General features: G+C 35.2%; 17 protein-coding genes. 4 read left to right on the top strand and 13 right to left on the bottom strand.

The genetic code is table 11. The annotated features are described in order from the left end of the window. Positions 1 to 21 precede the first annotated feature (21 nt). On the top strand, positions 22 to 453 hold the full coding sequence (locus tag H3T57_RS05335) for a POTRA domain-containing protein (protein WP_198193419.1): 432 nt from the start codon (positions 22 to 24) through the stop codon (positions 451 to 453). A gap of 2 nt (positions 454 to 455) precedes the next feature. Here H3T57_RS05335 and H3T57_RS05330 read toward each other — a convergent pair whose 3' ends face one another. Beyond that, positions 456 to 605, bottom strand: coding sequence for a hypothetical protein (locus H3T57_RS05330; RefSeq protein ID WP_155565110.1), 150 nt, complete (start codon positions 603 to 605; stop codon positions 456 to 458). A gap of 56 nt (positions 606 to 661) precedes the next feature. On the opposite strand from H3T57_RS05330, the gene H3T57_RS05325 reads away from it, so the two are divergent. Continuing rightward, entirely contained in the window at positions 662 to 985 is a 324-nt protein-coding gene (locus H3T57_RS05325; protein WP_110438663.1) for a multidrug efflux SMR transporter, read from the top strand. 59 nt (positions 986 to 1,044) lie between these two features. Here H3T57_RS05325 and H3T57_RS05320 read toward each other — a convergent pair whose 3' ends face one another. The 5 genes from H3T57_RS05320 to H3T57_RS05300 form a co-directional block, all read right to left on the bottom strand. Beyond that, positions 1,045 to 2,040 (bottom strand): aldo/keto reductase, encoded by a 996-nt coding sequence (locus H3T57_RS05320; protein WP_198193418.1) that lies wholly within the window; start codon positions 2,038 to 2,040, stop codon positions 1,045 to 1,047. Between the two features lie 197 nt (positions 2,041 to 2,237). After that, a complete protein-coding gene (locus H3T57_RS05315) occupies positions 2,238 to 3,320 on the bottom strand; it encodes an AI-2E family transporter (RefSeq protein ID WP_155571718.1) in 1,083 nt (360 codons plus the stop codon). A gap of 90 nt (positions 3,321 to 3,410) precedes the next feature. Continuing rightward, positions 3,411 to 4,220, bottom strand: coding sequence for an ABC transporter ATP-binding protein (locus H3T57_RS05310; RefSeq protein WP_198193417.1), 810 nt, complete (start codon positions 4,218 to 4,220; stop codon positions 3,411 to 3,413). Positions 4,221 to 4,230: 10 nt separating this feature from the next. Then, positions 4,231 to 5,343: a glycosyltransferase 61 family protein gene (locus H3T57_RS05305; protein ID WP_198193416.1), complete on the bottom strand. Its 1,113-nt coding sequence runs from the start codon at positions 5,341 to 5,343 to the stop codon at positions 4,231 to 4,233. A gap of 43 nt (positions 5,344 to 5,386) precedes the next feature. Continuing rightward, the gene (locus H3T57_RS05300; RefSeq protein ID WP_198193415.1) at positions 5,387 to 6,214 is read right to left on the bottom strand and encodes an ABC transporter permease; all 828 of its coding nucleotides are present in this window, start codon (positions 6,212 to 6,214) and stop codon (positions 5,387 to 5,389) included. A gap of 313 nt (positions 6,215 to 6,527) precedes the next feature. Between H3T57_RS05300 and H3T57_RS05295 the strand changes: the two genes are divergently transcribed. After that, complete coding sequence (locus tag H3T57_RS05295) at positions 6,528 to 8,060, top strand: lytic transglycosylase domain-containing protein (protein WP_232349736.1); 1,533 nt, start codon at positions 6,528 to 6,530, stop codon at positions 8,058 to 8,060. 899 nt (positions 8,061 to 8,959) lie between these two features. On the opposite strand, the gene H3T57_RS05290 is transcribed toward H3T57_RS05295, so the two are convergent. From H3T57_RS05290 to H3T57_RS05260, 7 genes are all read right to left on the bottom strand, one after another. Further along, complete coding sequence (locus tag H3T57_RS05290) at positions 8,960 to 9,127, bottom strand: hypothetical protein (RefSeq protein ID WP_155580140.1); 168 nt, start codon at positions 9,125 to 9,127, stop codon at positions 8,960 to 8,962. A gap of 160 nt (positions 9,128 to 9,287) precedes the next feature. Continuing rightward, positions 9,288 to 9,944: an oxygen-insensitive NAD(P)H nitroreductase gene (nfsB, locus tag H3T57_RS05285; protein ID WP_155566508.1), complete on the bottom strand. Its 657-nt coding sequence runs from the start codon at positions 9,942 to 9,944 to the stop codon at positions 9,288 to 9,290. 494 nt (positions 9,945 to 10,438) lie between these two features. Beyond that, positions 10,439 to 10,690 carry a hypothetical protein gene (locus H3T57_RS05280; RefSeq protein WP_110438671.1) on the bottom strand — a complete coding sequence of 84 codons (252 nt, stop codon included), beginning with the start codon at positions 10,688 to 10,690 and terminating at the stop codon, positions 10,439 to 10,441. 140 nt (positions 10,691 to 10,830) lie between these two features. Beyond that, positions 10,831 to 11,535 carry an SDR family oxidoreductase gene (locus H3T57_RS05275; RefSeq protein WP_198193414.1) on the bottom strand — a complete coding sequence of 235 codons (705 nt, stop codon included), beginning with the start codon at positions 11,533 to 11,535 and terminating at the stop codon, positions 10,831 to 10,833. A 10-nt stretch (positions 11,536 to 11,545) separates the two neighbouring features. Further along, positions 11,546 to 13,024, bottom strand: a complete 1,479-nt coding sequence (gene purF / locus H3T57_RS05270; protein ID WP_110438673.1) for an amidophosphoribosyltransferase — start codon at positions 13,022 to 13,024, stop codon at positions 11,546 to 11,548. Positions 13,025 to 13,081: 57 nt separating this feature from the next. Then, positions 13,082 to 13,747 carry a CvpA family protein gene (locus H3T57_RS05265; protein ID WP_155568974.1) on the bottom strand — a complete coding sequence of 222 codons (666 nt, stop codon included), beginning with the start codon at positions 13,745 to 13,747 and terminating at the stop codon, positions 13,082 to 13,084. Positions 13,748 to 13,949: 202 nt separating this feature from the next. Further along, positions 13,950 to 15,683 (bottom strand): Na/Pi cotransporter family protein, encoded by a 1,734-nt coding sequence (locus H3T57_RS05260; protein ID WP_198184747.1) that lies wholly within the window; start codon positions 15,681 to 15,683, stop codon positions 13,950 to 13,952. 334 nt (positions 15,684 to 16,017) lie between these two features. On the opposite strand from H3T57_RS05260, the gene H3T57_RS05255 reads away from it, so the two are divergent. Next, on the top strand, positions 16,018 to 16,230 hold the full coding sequence (locus tag H3T57_RS05255; protein WP_198184748.1) for a hypothetical protein: 213 nt from the start codon (positions 16,018 to 16,020) through the stop codon (positions 16,228 to 16,230). Positions 16,231 to 16,486 lie beyond the last annotated feature (256 nt).

Genomic DNA, 16,486 nt, shown 5'->3' with positions numbered 1-16,486 from the left:
TTTGATGAAATATTGAAATAAATGATTTTAGCTAAAGGAATGAGAAAGATTATGCAAAATATATATAGAATACGCAATAAATTTTATTATTTGTTTATTATAGGTTTCAGTTTTATTTTACCAGCAACAAGTGTTTCGGCTTTGGTTGAGCATCAGAAAACCTTTATAAAAACTATTTCTTCAATTGTATCTTACCCTGACAAATCAGATAACGACAATCCTGTTATAGATTCAATTTTATTAACCGGAAATAAAAAAATAAGTTCTGAAAAATTATTACATGTTATTCCACTTCATCAAAGAAGTAATGTAAATGAAACAAAAATAATGCAATCAATGTTTAAAATTGCGAAAGAATATAAAAAAGCAAATATAAAAGTAACAATAACCCCAATTATTGGTAAGGTTATTAATAATCATACATCTATTCAATTTGATATTCACGAAAAATAATATTAAAATTGATTGAATTCATTTGTATCTTGGGAAATTCGTTCTTCAACTGTTTTTTTGGTTTTTAATGTGGAGCCGATAATTTTCAATATAAATAAAATCAACAGGCCAATGATAATGTCAATAATAATCATAGTGCCAAAAATACCCATAATCTTCCTCCTTTAAAAATTCTAGTTTATTATATGTTGAAATGGTTTGATTGTTAATGCCTTATTTATATTTAACAATGGCTATCTGTATTGAAATTATTGCGACAAGCAGTTTAAAAGCATCAAATGGTTTTACAAATTTGGGATTTACGATTGTTTCCCTGATAGGATATGCCATATCATTTTATTCATTATCGATCGCATTAAGGATCATTCCTGTTGGAATAGCCTATGCAATTTGGTCTGGGGTGGGAACAGTAGGAATTTGCATGATTGGATGGGTGATTTACCAACAAAAATTAACTATGACTTCAATTATGGGAATATTATTTATAATTATAGGAGTTTTGATTATTAATTTAGGACAAAATTCTCATTAGGAATTAATTGGAAGCGTTGATTCCATTTAATGATTATAGAATAAACGCCCCAATTTATTTTATCGGCTTGGTGGAGCCATAAAAGAAGGTTCTATATTTTTCTTAATATGTTTGGCAAGAATTTCATCAAGTTTTTTATAGTCCTCTTTTGTCAATTGCCAGCCTAAGGCATCTTGAACACCATTTATCTGTTGCGGTTTTCTAGCTCCCCAAAGTGCAATATTGCCTTTATAACGATCAATGACCCAGCGAACAGCCAAGGCTAGCAAACTTTTATTGTAGTTTTTTTGTGCATAATCTTCCAAATCTCTAGTCGCTGCCAAATAATGTTCGAAAAGGGGTGGTTGAAATTTAGGATCAGATTTTCTCAAATCATCCCCCGTGAATTTAGTGTCTTTGTTCATTTTTCCACTTAACAAGCCACGGCAAATTGAACCGTAACAAAGGGTGGCTAACTTATGTTTTTCTGCGCAAGGAAGAATATCATTCTCGATACTTCTTTCAAACATGTTATATGGAGGTTGAATAGCGGCCAAATCGGTATATTGGCTGAATTCTTCAATTTGTTTGGTTGAAAAATTGCTGACACCGATTGCTTTGATCTTGCCCTCTTTTCTTAATTTTTCCATAGCCTGTGCCGTTTCCTTAATCGGGGTTTTATCATCTGGCCAATGAATTTGATAAAGGTCAATATAGTCTGTATTCAGTCTGCGTAAAGAATCCTCAATTTCTTTTTGGATACGTTTTGGGCTGGAATCTCTAAACATTTTACCAGAATTATCCCAATTTAATCCGACTTTAGTGGCCAATACAATATTATCTCTTTTCCCTTTTAAGGCTTTACCTACGACTTCTTCTGCATGGCCAAAACCATAAACTGGCGCTGTATCAATCATATTGATACCATTGTCTAGTGCTGCATGAATGGTTTTGATAGCATTGTCGTCATCGGGTCCTCCCCATGATGATCCGCCGATTGCCCATGTTCCTAGAGCAATTCGAACGATTGTTTTATCAATATTGTGGATTTTGATTGTGTCGTGTTGATTAGTCATGATCCCTCCTTATAAGACTTAAATATTTATATCAATAATAAGTTTATCATGATTTATATTTTGCGCGTAATTATTATTTAAATATTAGTAGTAAAGATATTAATGCTTAATTTTTCATTAATCCATATAAATGAATATTTAGTAATAATAGTAGTAAATAAAATTTTTATTTATGCTTCTACAGTTTTATTGCTGAATCATTCAATGGGGGGCAGTTCTTCATCTGATTTTAGTTTCGGAGTACTGGCATCCATAATGGCTAGTATTGCAGCTGTCAGAGGTGAAGCAAGGATCAGTCCTGGCATGCCTAAAATTGTACCAAAAACAGTTTGAGATAAGATAGTGATAGCAGGAGGCATTTTTACAGTATGTTTTTGGATAAGAGGTGATAAGACATTTCCTTCTAAAAACTGGATGATACAATATAAGATTATGACTAATATACCTTCTTTATTCCCTTGAGAAAAACCAATTAAAACAGCAGGAACAGCTCCTATGATTGCTCCGATATAAGGGATAAAATTCGCCATGCCGGCAACAAAACCCAATGCAAGGGCCAGGGGTACCCCAATAATGCTTAAACCAATGAAAGAGCAAATCCCGACGACTAGCATGTCCAGAGATTGTCCAGCTGTCCAGGACCATAAGGCATGTCCGCCAACCATTAATAACTTACGGATTTTTGGACGTTGACGACCTGGGAAAAGACGGAGTAGGCCATTACCGTATAAATTTGGTGAGGCAGCAAAATATAAACCCGCTATGAATACAACAAATATGGTGCCAAGAACCCCAAATACAGATGTAATGAAACCGGTCATTGAACCTGCAATTCTAGAGCCAAGGGTAAAATGAGCATTACTATTATTAGAACCCCCGCCAATAGAATTGGGAAGATAATTCATAATCATGTCTCCCAAGGGATTATTATGTAAACGATCCCTGAAAGTCCCGACTTGAGTTCCAAGAGCATGTTTTAATTTGATAATTTGTTCATTAATCTGCGGTCCGCTGGTTAGGATGACTGCACTAATAATGCCAACAATTAAAATTAAAACTATGGTTAGAGCTAGCCAGTGGGGAAGATGTGTATGTTTGCGAACGATCGTTGCAAGTCCCTTCAGAATTATGGCGGTTAGTGTTGCCGCAAAAATAATCATCATCAAATCGCCAATAAGCCAGACTGCTATAACCCCTACGGTCAGCAAGATGACAATTTGAAGAAGGGAATAGAGCTGTTCCTGTTGGGTTGGTTGTTCTGAATTAGAATTAGGAGACATTTTATTATATATTTATAATATTATGAATATGATCTATCATGCGATGATTGTTGTGATAATTCAATAGTTAAATAATATCATGTTGAGTTTTTAGAAAGAATTTTCACGCATGCTTTTTTCATAATGGCTGACTGTCTCTTCCACTGATCCGTCAGCGTATATTTCTCCAGCTTTTAGCCATATTACACGGGTACACCATTGCCTGATGATTGGCATGGAATGTGTTGTTAAAACAACAATTTCTGCCTTATTGATTATATTTTCCAATCGTTGTCTTGCTTTACCTTGAAAATTGTTATCTCCAGCCATGAACCATTCATCCATTAGCAAAATATCTGGGGTTACAGATGTTGCCAGACCAAAGCTTAATCGCATCATCATACCTGCAGAATATGTCTTGATTGGCAAATCGAGAAATTCATGTAATTGTGCGAATTCCTCAACATCTTTTTCTAGGGCTTTGATCTGCTCATTATTGTATTTAAGACGTTTACCCCTTAAATAAATATTTTCTCTACCAGAGAGGATACGGTTCATGCCAGCATTCGTATCCAATAAAGATTCTATTTTACCGTTAGTAATGATTTTTCCAGAATTGGGTTCGTATATTCCAGTGATTGCACGAAGCAGGGTTGATTTTCCTGCCCCGTTGTGGCCGATCAATCCAACACGCTCTCCCGCTTTTATTGATAGATTAATATTTCGCAATGCTTGAACTGTTATACGGTTAGTATTGTCAACCAGAATATCAGCACCTGTTTTCTGGTTTAAGGGTTGTTGTTTAGAGATGAACTTTCCTGCCTTAGCAAATAATGTTTTTTTTAAGGAACGATGATTGCTATGATAAAGAGGGAATTGTAATGAAAGTTCCTCTAATTTTATAAAACTTGATTGATTCATTGATTGGATTTTATAACGCTTTTACATTACGAACAGTATTTTTAAAAAATTCTATATTGATATTATCTTTTAGCATGTCAATAAAGCAGTAGTTGATATTGTTTGTGGAGGCTATTAAAAAAGGCCAGCATGATATGCTGGATTTATTTTTGTTAAAAGAGGTCAATTCCAATAAGGTTGTGTCTTTTTGACAGAAATATAGATTAATCAGTTCAGGACAATGTGGGGCTATGATAAATTCAGCCTGTGAAAAAAGTGCGATTTGTGATTCCCAATCCATATTCTCTAAATGGATAATGGGCAAATTCAATTCATTACAAGCCTGGGTCAAGATTGATTGAAAATTATCAGAAAAACAGGATTGATTTTTCTGATTTGTTGCAATCAAGAAATTTGTGGGAAGGTTATTTTTATATCGGGAATTTTTGTTAATGAAATTGAAGATTTTTCTAGTGTCATGAAAATTGAAATAATCGTAAGGATAATGACTGTTTGGATGGAATAATGCTAGTTTTTTCGCTTTATATATACCGTCCTTCAAAAATATTGTACGAGAGTTTAGCTTAGCTTTTTCTAATGTGTTATCATATAATTCACGAGATATTGAATTACCAATGAATATATTATTGTTTCTATATTCAGGAATGGCAATTTTCATTGTTGTAGGTGTATATAAATTTGCCAGATAAGATTTTGACAGACAATATCCCATCCAGTGGTCGTATTGCATCCATTTGGGATCAAAAGCGAGAAAAATTTCTTCTAATAATTGTGCGTTATTTAAATCAATCTCTATTTGATCTAAAGATTGATTTTTACAAAAATGAAGAGTTTCATCAATTAATTGTAAATCATTTGTTATAACTACACCATCGAATCCCTCTTGAACAATAAAATAAGCATTTTCAAGAATTGATAAAAAGAGATTTCCTTCAGGGATATAAGTTAGAATATCATTTAAATTGTTATTGTGCGGATCAATCTCAAATCCTAAATCATTTAAATTTTGCCCTTCGTAAGCCGGGATCAAGGGATGACGCAAACGTTTTGAATGATTAACTGAGCTTTTCAATACGCCAGGCGGGCGAAAAGTAAAAATAGAACAATTTTCCTTAATATTCATGGTTCAATCGCTTTGTATATCTTATAAATAAATGGTTTAAATTTTATATCCAAAAAGCCAGCCTTGTTCTTGACCGTATAAACATTATCCAAGCAAGTCCCCATAATACAAAACTATAAGCTAAAGCACTTAGATAAACAGAAATGGTTGGGATTTCTCCCAGAATAGGTCCCTTAATAATCTGCATCGTGCTGTATATTGGATTAAGCAAAAGTAATGATTGAAAATTATGAATCTGAGATGGCATCCACATGATCGGGGTAATATAATATACGATTTGTATCAGACTGTTGATTATTTGTGGAATGTCCCGAAAACGTGCACAAATACTTCCCAGCAAAATACTGATGGCGAGACTATTGATAATCCAAATAATAAATCCTGGTATGGATAATAAAATAATCGTTCCAGGCCATTTATGATAATAAATAAATACAAGAAAAGGAGTAATGCAGTTTAAAAAGGTAATCAGGAAATTTCTGATAACGGTACGGATTGCTTGCAAGAAGAAGGGAAGCTTTAATGAGTGGATGAAAGTATCTGTTTGTAGAAAACATTGACATGCATCAACAATCATACTGGCAATACCATTTTGCCAAAAAATTAGGGAAAAAGAAAGATAAGGTAGGTAGGTTTCCGTATGGATTTTAAACAGGGAACCGTAAATGAGACCAATTGCCAACATCATCGTCGCTGATGAGAATGTCATCCATATAGGCCCTAAAAGGGAACCCTTATAACGTAATTTGATATCTAGCCATGCCATTGAATAAGCCAGTTTCCACAATTTTAAACTTTCTTTGATATCGATCCAACATTGTAGATGTCGATAATAAAAATTCTGATTACTGGTTCGTATTTGCGTGGACATTTTAAAGATTAGACATCAATTCTTATTGAAATAAAATATTTAGTCATGGTTTATCATAAAGAATAAAATATACACAAATCATTCTTCAAAAAATGACGGGGATTTTTTTATTCTTATACTTTTAATAATAAGTTTTCTTACTCTATTGTAAAGAAATGCTTTATAATGTACACCTTAGATAGAATTCTTAAAGTGTTTATCTGATTCGTATCAAGTCTTTGCAATCCGAACAGCTTCGTAAGATAACACTGAAAAAAAATGGATTTATTTGGAAATAAATTCTTTATGGAATGTTGATAAGGGTAAAGGTATAATGAAGCGATCAGAAGATTTTACAGGATCTGGCGAAAAACTCAAATCTGGTTCAATGAAGTTTATTATTTCCAGACAAAACGAAAAACAACTTCATGATAAATCTCTTTATTTATCCTTGGTTCGTTTTGGTGTGCTCGGATGTATTATTGGGATGTTGGTTGCATGTGCAAACAATGCACCCCGTCAGCAACAAATACCTATTGCTCAGGAAGTTGCGCATTATAAAGCGAATGCCCGTTCTTACTATACTCCACCAGGGCCTCCAGAGGATCCATGGGGACCATATATTCGGGAGGCATCTGTTCGGTTTGATGTGCCGGAAATATGGATTCGGGCGGTTATGCAGCAGGAGTCTGGTGGAAGTTTATACCATAATGGGCAATTGGTAACTTCTGGTCCCGGTGCGATGGGGTTGATGCAGTTAATGCCCCCAACATATGATGAAATGAAAATTGCTTATAATTTAGGGGATGATGCTTATGACCCTCATGATAATATCATGGCTGGAACGGCATATATTCGTCAAATGTATGATATTTATGGCTCTCCAGGTTTTTTGGCTGCATATAATGGGGGGCCTGGCAGATTGGATGATTTTTTAACACATAATCGTACATTACCTTTGGAAACCCGACGGTATGTTGCCTCAATTGGCCCTCAAATTCAGGGTATAAAACCAAACCGACAATCGCAAGCTGATTTGATGGTAGAGGGTCATGAAAATGGTATGGGTGTCAATGCAGTTCAATATGCTGCGGCAACGCAACCCGGCTTTCAAAGAATGGCATTGTCGCCTCAAGCTCAAGCAGTGCAGAATGCATGGCAAAATCGCCAGACAACAGAAACGCTTAATCAGGCCAGTCTTAATGGGACAAGCTCTGCAACAACTGATAGTTTGAACAGGCAAAGTTTACAAGGGGCAGGCTCAGCAGCGACACAAGTTGCTATGGCATCACCATTGCCTTCACAGCCTGCTGTATCAACCTATCCAGTTAAATGGAAGAATTTTGACACTCATCCAGTTGCTTCTTCAACTGCACCATCAGTCGTTACGCGTCAAGATGTTAAATCAGCATGGTTGGCTAGGGGATATCAATCAACTCAGGCACCAGCAATGCAATCGCGTCCAATGCCTGTTGAGGTTGCATCAGCTCCGGCAGCTTTGCCATCAAGATCAGAACGGAAACAATATTATAGACCCATTTCCTACCAATTTCCAGCTGCAGAGGCTTCTGTAAATTATAATCGTAAAAGGGGTATGAATTTAACTAAAAAAGAAAATATGTCGTCATTATCAGGAAACTGGGGAATTCAGGTCGGAGCTTTTGCTTCATCAAGTCAGGCGAAAAATGCTATTGGTATTGCAAAAAATCGAGCTTCTCTTTTTTCAGGTAAGCAACAGGTACAAGTCGTTCAAAAAGGTAAAAGCAAGATATATCGCGCTAGGGTGACAGGGTTAAGTCTAAATGCCGCCCAGATGGCCTGTAAAAAACTAACTGCTTGCATCATGGTAAAACCATCCAATAGTTAATGATTCTAAAATTTAATTCATAAGCTAATATTAAAAGTGTGCCAAATAATTATATGTCTAGTTCGCTTTTATTAAAAATTAAATTGTGAATATCTGCAATTTGGGTTCAGTTATTGCCCGAAAAAATTGAAGGTCTGTTATAATCTTACGGTTCAACTGTTCTACTGCAATTCATGATCAGTATGGATTATGCATAATTGTTCTTCCAATTGCAATGGTATCAGCTTGTATGACTTGCTAAAATAGTTTCGGCCTCAATGGAAACGATATTACAACAACAGTAATAGTTGTAATGTCTGTTTGTTGCTTTATTTTCTCTGCAAAAAAGCTTAAAACCTGGTTGGCAGGAATCAGCAGACCAAGGTCAAGATTGCAGATGAAACGTGAATAACAGCAAAACCTGGTTTTTCCGATTCCTTACAGAACAAGATGGATTTTTCCCGATTTTATCCGATTTTGACTTAATCAGTAGTGGAAATTTTTGCCCAAACAAGAATGTTGGTAGAAATTTCTTTCTTACGGCTTAATAAACCTTTAAAGGGAAATGTATGTGGTTAAGTGAGTTTTTTTATATTAATCTGATCTGAGATTAGATAGTGGAGAAAGAAAAGCATGAAGTAATATTCATTAACCATATGAATGTCGATGTCATTCAAATCGATTATTTTTTTCGTTTCTAATTAATAAAATCCAGATTTGTTTTTTTGATTACCCTTTGATGGTTGTTACCGTTGGCACAGGAGAAATCATAAAAAATGGCTGAAGGAAAAGTGGTTTGCCAGCCATATGAGTCAGATGGAAGAATAGGATGCATATCTTTGATTACGGTTTTTTCATGGAATATGAGTTGAAACTTTTCAACCGGCATAGGCCAGTTGAATGGCGACTGACATTGATGATTAACGTTGTATATAGAAATCAAGTTCATTTTTAGCTTGTTTTGCTTCTTCAGGCCATAATTCGACACAATGAGGAGAAGTTTGTCTTTTAAGTGAAACAGCTGTTGCCTTGATAATTAAAAAACCAGTTCCAGATTTAATATACTGCCAATATGAACAAGATGCCAATCTGTTTTTTTCAACATCGGCACTATATTGGCATAATGAGGGTATGATAATACGGTTTTCCAGAGATGGGGAACCGATCGTTTATGGTACAAAAAAGTGAATCAATAATCTATTACTATTATTACACAATATTGTAATCGTTAAAAGTCAGTTATCCTGATTAACAGAATGTAAAGAGTTCCTCTTTGGGGAAACGTGATTTAGGTTGTTTGGCGTTATAATCAGTTTCATCATGATAACCCAAAGTAATGACAAGAATACTTGTAAACCCTTTTTCTTTTAGGTGGAATTCTTTGTCTATAATATCTGCATCAAATCCTTCAATGGGACTGGCATCTATATTTGCTAACGAGGCACCTAGTAATAAGTTTCCAAGAGCAATATAACCTTGTTTTGCTGTCCAATTGGGAAGATCCTTTAGAATTTTTTTATGCAGATTCATATATCCGATGTAAAGATTGATAAATTCTTCCTTGTTTAAATTTGGGTTATGACGGCCATCCTTAATTTCTTGTTCAATAATTTTGCGAATATAGGCTTCATCCATATCTGTTTTTGAACAAATAACAATTGTATGTGAAGCACGGTCAACCTTGTGTTTATTATAAAGGAATTCTTCCCTTACCATTGATGAGGCAACGCGCTTAATACCATTTTCCGTGGAAGCGACAATGAAGTGATAAGGTTGTGAATTAATTGAAGTAGGTGTGTAGCGTAAAAGGTCAACTAACTGATTTATAATATGATCAGGAATTTTTTTTGTTGGATCATATCTCTTAGCGGTAAAGCGACGGAGTGCAAATTTTTCGATATCCATGATTATCCTTACGTTAATAATTCATAAAAAATTATATACATATAAAAAATGTATAATAAATTAATATATATTCATAATCGTAAAATGAATGCAAACAGAGATCAACCTTAAAATGGTCGGTTTATATTACGATTATTATAAAAGTGATAAAGAATTATATAGTTATAGCCCGTATAATGATAGATGTACATGCAATTCAATTCTTTAATTATTAATTAATTACAACTTTAGGCTTGTATTGAGTGTTTCATGAAATGTTTTATTAATATATAAATTTGCACCAAAAAAATTAATTTATCAATTTAAACATGTCATTTTTTAAAGTGTATTTTTTCAAATTTTTTGTGTTCATTTATGAGATTCAACAACATTTTAATTCTTCATAGAAAATAGATGAATAACTTGAAGATTAGGCAGCGTATTTAGATAGGATTTTACGGTTATTTTGTACAGTGGTATTATCTCAAAATATTTTATTAAATTTTAATAAGATATCAGTCAAAAAGGTTTTGACATTTTATTTTACTAAACAGAATTGATAGCGTAATAATCAGCAAGGTAAATAAATTTATCGAGGTTAGAGAGGAAAGATGCGATAATTTTATAGGAATGGGGCCTGTAGTAACAGATTGAGGTCCATAGGTTAAAAGTGTAAGGGCATAAAAATCAATAGTGAGAATATAAATTGTCCAAGCGATAATACTGCTAAACAAGATACCATAAATGATACGGTTAAATTTTAACATGCTCCTTCCTCCTTTCACAGAATACGGTTTTTACATTCGTAATATTCCATTATTTCAAGTAGGTTTACCATTATATTGAAAATTATAAAAAAAATCAATTTAATAAAGTGGTTATATCAATTAATTTTGACTTATTAACGTTATGGATTTTGTTTTTTTAGTAAAAAAGCAAGAATTATTTTTGCCGTTTTTTCTGGCGAATTAAGTTTATCTTTATCTTCCGCAGGAAAAAAGGATTGTCTCAATAAGGTTTTGGTTGGCGGAGGGGTAATGGTTTGAACATGAACTGTAGAGATATCCTTTATTTCTTCTTTCCAACAATTTATAAGATTTTGAATAGCTGCCTGAACAGAGGTGACTGATCCCCAAAATGCACCGGGTTTCGTTATCCCCTGAAGAAAAAGAGCTTGAGAATTTGGTGTGGCGCATAACAAGGGGGACAAAGTTCGAACAAGTTTCATACAGCTTGTAAGATTGATGGAAATATTTTTTGACCAGTCTTGATCCGTTATTTGGTCAACAGGTATAAGTGGCGTGTAATGAAAGGCTGCATGAATGAAAATATCAAGTCGATGGAATTGCTGGGCAATGGAAGGGCCAATATTATCAATTGTTGTATCGAATGGATTTTTGGGTTGCAAATCAAATGGAAATAAGGTGGCCTTACCACCTTTTTGGCGGATTATATTATCTGTCTGTATTAATCCTCCCTGCGTTCTTGCGCTGAGAACGCAGTGTGCACCAGCCTCGGCCAATGCTATGGCACAAGCCTGACCTATGCCACGACTTGCACCAGTAATGAAAGCCACCTTTTTTTTAAAAGGGAGATTAACTAAGGATGACATGACAGTTTCATTATTTATTTTGTGTTAGGTTCATGTCATGATCTGTAAGTTGAATAGGATAGTCTCCTGTAAAACATGCATCACAATATTGCGGCTTTTCGTTATTTCTTTCCTTTTCTTCCAGAGCTTTGTATAATCCATTGCATGAAATGAATCCCAGTGAATCTGCCCCAATCAATTTGCACATTTCATCAATATCATGTGTGTGTGCCAGTAGTTTTTCTTTTGATGGAGTATCAATTCCGTAATAACAGGAAAACCGTGTGGGGGGAGAGGCAATACGCAGATGAACTTCGGCTGCTCCTGCAGCTCTGACCATTTCAACGATTTTTTTGGATGTTGTTCCACGGACGATGGAATCATCAATTAAAATGACGCGTTTATCTTTTAAAATTGAACCGTTTGTGGAGTGTTTGAGTTTTACTCCAAGATTACGGATTTGATCAGTCGGTTCAATAAAAGTTCTTCCTATATAATGACTACGGATTATGCCTAACTCAAATGGAATATTGCTGGCTTTTGCATAGCCGAGCGCAGCAGGCACACCGGAATCGGGAACAGGAACAACAATATCTGCCTCAACGGGATTTTCAAGCGCGAGTTCGGCTCCAATTTTTTGACGTGCTATATATACGGATTTATTTTCAATAATAGAATCGGGACGGGCAAAATAAACATATTCGAAAATGCAAAAGCGATGAGAAATATTATGAAAAGGTTTAATGGAACGGATACCCTCATCATTAATGATGATGACTTCACCAGGCTCGATATCACGGACAAATTCCGCGCCCATGCTGGAAAGTGCACAGGTTTCACTGGCAACAACCCAGCATTCTTTTTCCTTATTCTGGTTGAGTTTGCCGAGTATCAGGGGACGAACACCTAACGGATCACGAGCGGCAATTAACATATCCTTGGAAAGGGCCACCAGAGAATATGCACCCTGAACCTGTTTTAAGGCATCAATAAAGCGGTCAATAACATTGCTGTAAAGGGAAATGGCAATCAAATGGATAAAGACTTCGCTGTCTGTACTGGACTGGAATAGGCATCCTCTGCGTACCAGGGATTGTCTAAGGAGTTGTGCATTGGTAAGATTTCCATTATGGGCAACAGCAAATCCACCAAATTCAAAATCACCATATAAAGGTTGTACATTACGAAGCTGCGTGGCACCTGTTGTAGCATAGCGATTGTGACCAATCGCAATTCCACCTGGTAATTTGGCGATAACCTGGGGATCGGCAAATACTTCACCGACCAGCCCCAAACCACGATGAATATGAAAATTTCCATCGTAAGTAACAATACCTGTCGCTTCCTGACCTCTATGTTGTAAGGCATGTAATCCCAATGCAGTCAATGATGCGGCATCCTGTGTTGTCCAGACGCCTACCACGCCACATTCCTCATGAAATTTATCATCTTCATGATCTGGGGATGTATGTATTGTTGAATAGGATATTGATTCGCTAGATTTATTCATCGCAATTCCGAAAATAAATGAATAGACAAGGGTTTTATGAGTTAAAAATGGCCAGGATTATTGTGAGGGAGCAATTGAGGAATATCCCCCCTCTGGTTGAACAGCAGAAGGCTCATCATTATGCGATTGATCTGTCGAAGAGGATTGATGAGATATTCCATTATGTAATCCAGTTCCGTCAGGTATTGATACTCTTGGTGTCTTTGTTTGGGGGACAACAACATCCCGTTGCATTGAGCTTGGGAGAAGATTATTAATCAGGACAGCTCCCTGATATATATAGGGAACCATTTGACTTTCTTGAAGAGGTTCAGGCCATTGTGCGGCAGGAAAAATTATTCCGCCAATCAGATAGAGAATGGCCAACCCTGCATATCCCTTAACCCCACCACATATTGCACCAAGTAATCTGTCCAGACGACCCAAAAGGGAGATTCGCGCAGAATTTTGACCGACAACGGCATTTGCCAGCGCATTAATGACAATACAGGTCAAGGCAAATATAACAATAAAGGAGGCAATATTTGCCAAATTTTCAGAGTTTACGTAAGGCGATAGCTTGGGGGCAAGATCGGGATACCAGCGATTGGCCAAGCTGGCTGCAATAATCCATCCAAATAGACCTATACATTCACGAGTAAACCCTCGCGTAAGACCGGATAAGGCACCAAGGATAATTACACCAAGACAAACAAGATCAATCCAGTTCATAGAATTAAGCACTTGATTAACTTATTCCCTTTAATAAGATTATAAAGCGGTATTAGTAAATAAACAATTCATTTACCGCAATGGGTAAATAAAAAATATTTTTATAATTTTTAATTACAAAAAACAAATAACTGTAAATTGTTTGATAATCATGGATCTCAATTATGAAGGTGGTTGAACTATATCATAAATAGAAATTATTTTTCAGAGTTTTTCAATCACGGGTTAATATATTATCTTCACGTTGTAAAATCTTGATTGGATCATTGTCGTAATTTTCTGTATCCTCTTCAGGTTGCAGACGGCTGGGTAATAGCATTCCATTCTGATCCAGAACAGGGTAGGCGGCTGAAGCTACAACATGAGTGTTTGTACGTTTTAAATCACGGGCCAATTCAATCATGAATGAACCATACTGAATCTGGTTTTTTTTATCGTCTGTGCTTTGTCGAAGATTTTCATAATAGATAGCGATAACTTTGCTTTCAATTTCACGGAATATATCCTTCTCTTCGGCAAGTTTACGGGCAATATTCTCGTCTTCATTAATCAGCAAGGTTGCTGTTGTATGCAGATTTTTATGGATGCGTCGCATCATTTTTTGCAATGGATCCATCATGGGTTTTGGTAAAATGATTCTTTGTTTAACCATTTTCTGTACGGTTGAAAGAACATTCCTGTCCAGGACATCACCCGCATTGGCAATTTGTGTACAGAAGGTTAGGATTTTTTCCACCTGATTCAATTCATTTTGATTCAAAGCTTCGGGATCCAAACCGGTGACGTAACTTTGTATTGAGTTTGTTAATTTATCTAGCGTATTATCAAAACGTCGTGCGGCGCTGGCAATTTGAGGCGTTTGATTTTTAAAACTATCGTCAACACCATTCAGCATTTTTTCCAAAATATCACATAAACGCAATGATTCCCGGGTTGCATTGCCAAGGGCAAGAATAGGTGATTGTATGACGGATTTATCAAGATAGACCGGTTTTGAGGGATCCTGAACAGTTTCCTCTTTTGTGCGTGGAAATATTTTTTTTAGTAAATTGGCGTAGGGGGTTAGGAAAGGCAAGAATAGAAGTGCCGTTGCAATATTAAATAATGTGTGAAAATTGGCGATAGATCGGTTGATATCAGGATAGTAATATGTGAACCAATGGGTGAGTGGATGAATAAAGATAAAGACAATGGCCGCACCGATAACACGGTTTATTAAATTTCCCATAGGTAAACGTTTGGCAATCACGTTTTTTCCTGTTCCCTCTATCACGGGATTGAGAGCGGTACCGATATTGGCGCCCAAAACCATGATAAAGGCTGTTTCAGCAGGTATGACATTGTGAGAGGCGAAGGACGCTATTAGCAATACAACCGCCACGGAAGAATGCATAATCCAGGTCAGGATCATTGATAATAAAATTGTAATAAAAGGCATATCTGTAATGTTGCCCAATACTGTACGAAGCGCTGGTTGGTTGGTATAGGGATGAAGGATTACCAGAAATTGATGTAGGGAGATCAGAATCAGGCCCAATCCGATGAAGACGCGTCCAAAATCACGGATATGATTAAGACCCCGGCGAAACATGATGACGCCTATCAAAACAAAAAGGGGTGCGATACGGGACACGTCAAATGATAATAGCTGGACAATTAGGGTGGTTCCAACATTTGCCCCCAGCATAACCGCCAATGCAGAAGGTAGTCCGATTACCCCATTGGCGGCAAATCCAGTGATCATAAGTCCCGTTGCAGTTGAGGATTGCAAGATTGCAGTGATACCTGCACCTGCGATAAAAGATTGGAATCTGTTTCGTAACATGGTTGACAGGAAATGATTTAACCGTGCGCCAAACGCTCGTTGCACACCGGTTTGAACCATATGAACACCCCATAAAAGCAGGGCGACACTACCAGCAAGATCAATTACAGTAACAAAATTCAAGGAATATCCTCTTTTAAAGTTTTAAGTTATTGAAGTTAGAAGAAAAAAGTTTTTTAAATAAAAAAAGTTATAAATTAAAATTATATAAATAATTGAAAAATTCCTTGTCAAAAGGTGAATATAGCATAATTTTACGCGCTTGAAATTAAACTTTCCAATTTAATTCTCGAAACTGTCGGATTTAAATTTTGAAAATATTACTGGTATCGGTTTTCGTTAATTGGGATATTTTAGATAAGATTTTCAATTTTTTGATATTTTAAAAATTGAAATTGTTTTTTTTCATTAATATATTAAACTAAAATCAATTTATATTGTAAGAAAGAAATTAATTATGTCAAAATCTGATAAAAAGTTTATTAATCTTTCAGAAGATTATGAATTGAATTATATTTTAAAGAAATATAACAAAGCACAAAATAAAGCTAATCGTGATATGTTGATAAAAATTATTAATGATGCGAAAAAAAATAACCCTGAAATAAAAGAGATAACGCATTCTATGATTGATTCCATTTTAAAAGATAAATTGGACAATTTTGAATAACAAAAAAAATCTAAAAAATAATATTTGTTTTAATGTTATTAAGAGCGTTTTGTAATAAAAAAATTGTGATAAGGGATCAATTTTTAAATAGTAAAAGGTGATAAAGTCATCACTATGTTATTGTTATGCAAATTATAAATTATTCTAACCTTATCACAATGTTATTGAATATAAATATAAGATTTAAATTAATTATTTATTGTTGTGAATTGAATAATTGATTATTTTTTTTAATAAATACCGTTTTGCTAATTTT

This window comes from Commensalibacter sp. W6292M3 (genome assembly GCF_016101315.1).
Lineage (GTDB): Bacteria > Pseudomonadota > Alphaproteobacteria > Acetobacterales > Acetobacteraceae > Commensalibacter > Commensalibacter melissae.
Note: the sequence above shows the minus strand (reverse complement) of the source record. Positions and strands in the feature narration are given on the sequence as shown.

Excerpts from the sequence above, each read along its gene's own strand:
- H3T57_RS05325 (WP_110438663.1), top strand. The coding sequence starts at position 662 with ATGCCTTATTTATATTTAACAATGGCTATCTGTATTGAAATTATTGCG.
- H3T57_RS05295 (WP_232349736.1), top strand. The coding sequence starts at position 6,528 with ATGAAGCGATCAGAAGATTTTACAGGATCTGGCGAAAAACTCAAATCT.
- H3T57_RS05300 (WP_198193415.1), bottom strand. The coding sequence starts at position 6,214 with ATGTCCACGCAAATACGAACCAGTAATCAGAATTTTTATTATCGACAT.
- H3T57_RS05330 (WP_155565110.1), bottom strand. The coding sequence starts at position 605 with ATGGGTATTTTTGGCACTATGATTATTATTGACATTATCATTGGCCTG.
- H3T57_RS05255 (WP_198184748.1), top strand. The coding sequence starts at position 16,018 with ATGTCAAAATCTGATAAAAAGTTTATTAATCTTTCAGAAGATTATGAA.
- H3T57_RS05305 (WP_198193416.1), bottom strand. The coding sequence starts at position 5,343 with ATGAATATTAAGGAAAATTGTTCTATTTTTACTTTTCGCCCGCCTGGC.
- purF (WP_110438673.1), bottom strand. The coding sequence starts at position 13,024 with ATGAATAAATCTAGCGAATCAATATCCTATTCAACAATACATACATCC.
- H3T57_RS05315 (WP_155571718.1), bottom strand. The coding sequence starts at position 3,320 with ATGTCTCCTAATTCTAATTCAGAACAACCAACCCAACAGGAACAGCTC.
- H3T57_RS05280 (WP_110438671.1), bottom strand. The coding sequence starts at position 10,690 with ATGTTAAAATTTAACCGTATCATTTATGGTATCTTGTTTAGCAGTATT.
- H3T57_RS05320 (WP_198193418.1), bottom strand. The coding sequence starts at position 2,040 with ATGACTAATCAACACGACACAATCAAAATCCACAATATTGATAAAACA.
- H3T57_RS05335 (WP_198193419.1), top strand. The coding sequence starts at position 22 with ATGATTTTAGCTAAAGGAATGAGAAAGATTATGCAAAATATATATAGA.
- nfsB (WP_155566508.1), bottom strand. The coding sequence starts at position 9,944 with ATGGATATCGAAAAATTTGCACTCCGTCGCTTTACCGCTAAGAGATAT.
- H3T57_RS05275 (WP_198193414.1), bottom strand. The coding sequence starts at position 11,535 with ATGTCATCCTTAGTTAATCTCCCTTTTAAAAAAAAGGTGGCTTTCATT.
- H3T57_RS05310 (WP_198193417.1), bottom strand. The coding sequence starts at position 4,220 with ATGAATCAATCAAGTTTTATAAAATTAGAGGAACTTTCATTACAATTC.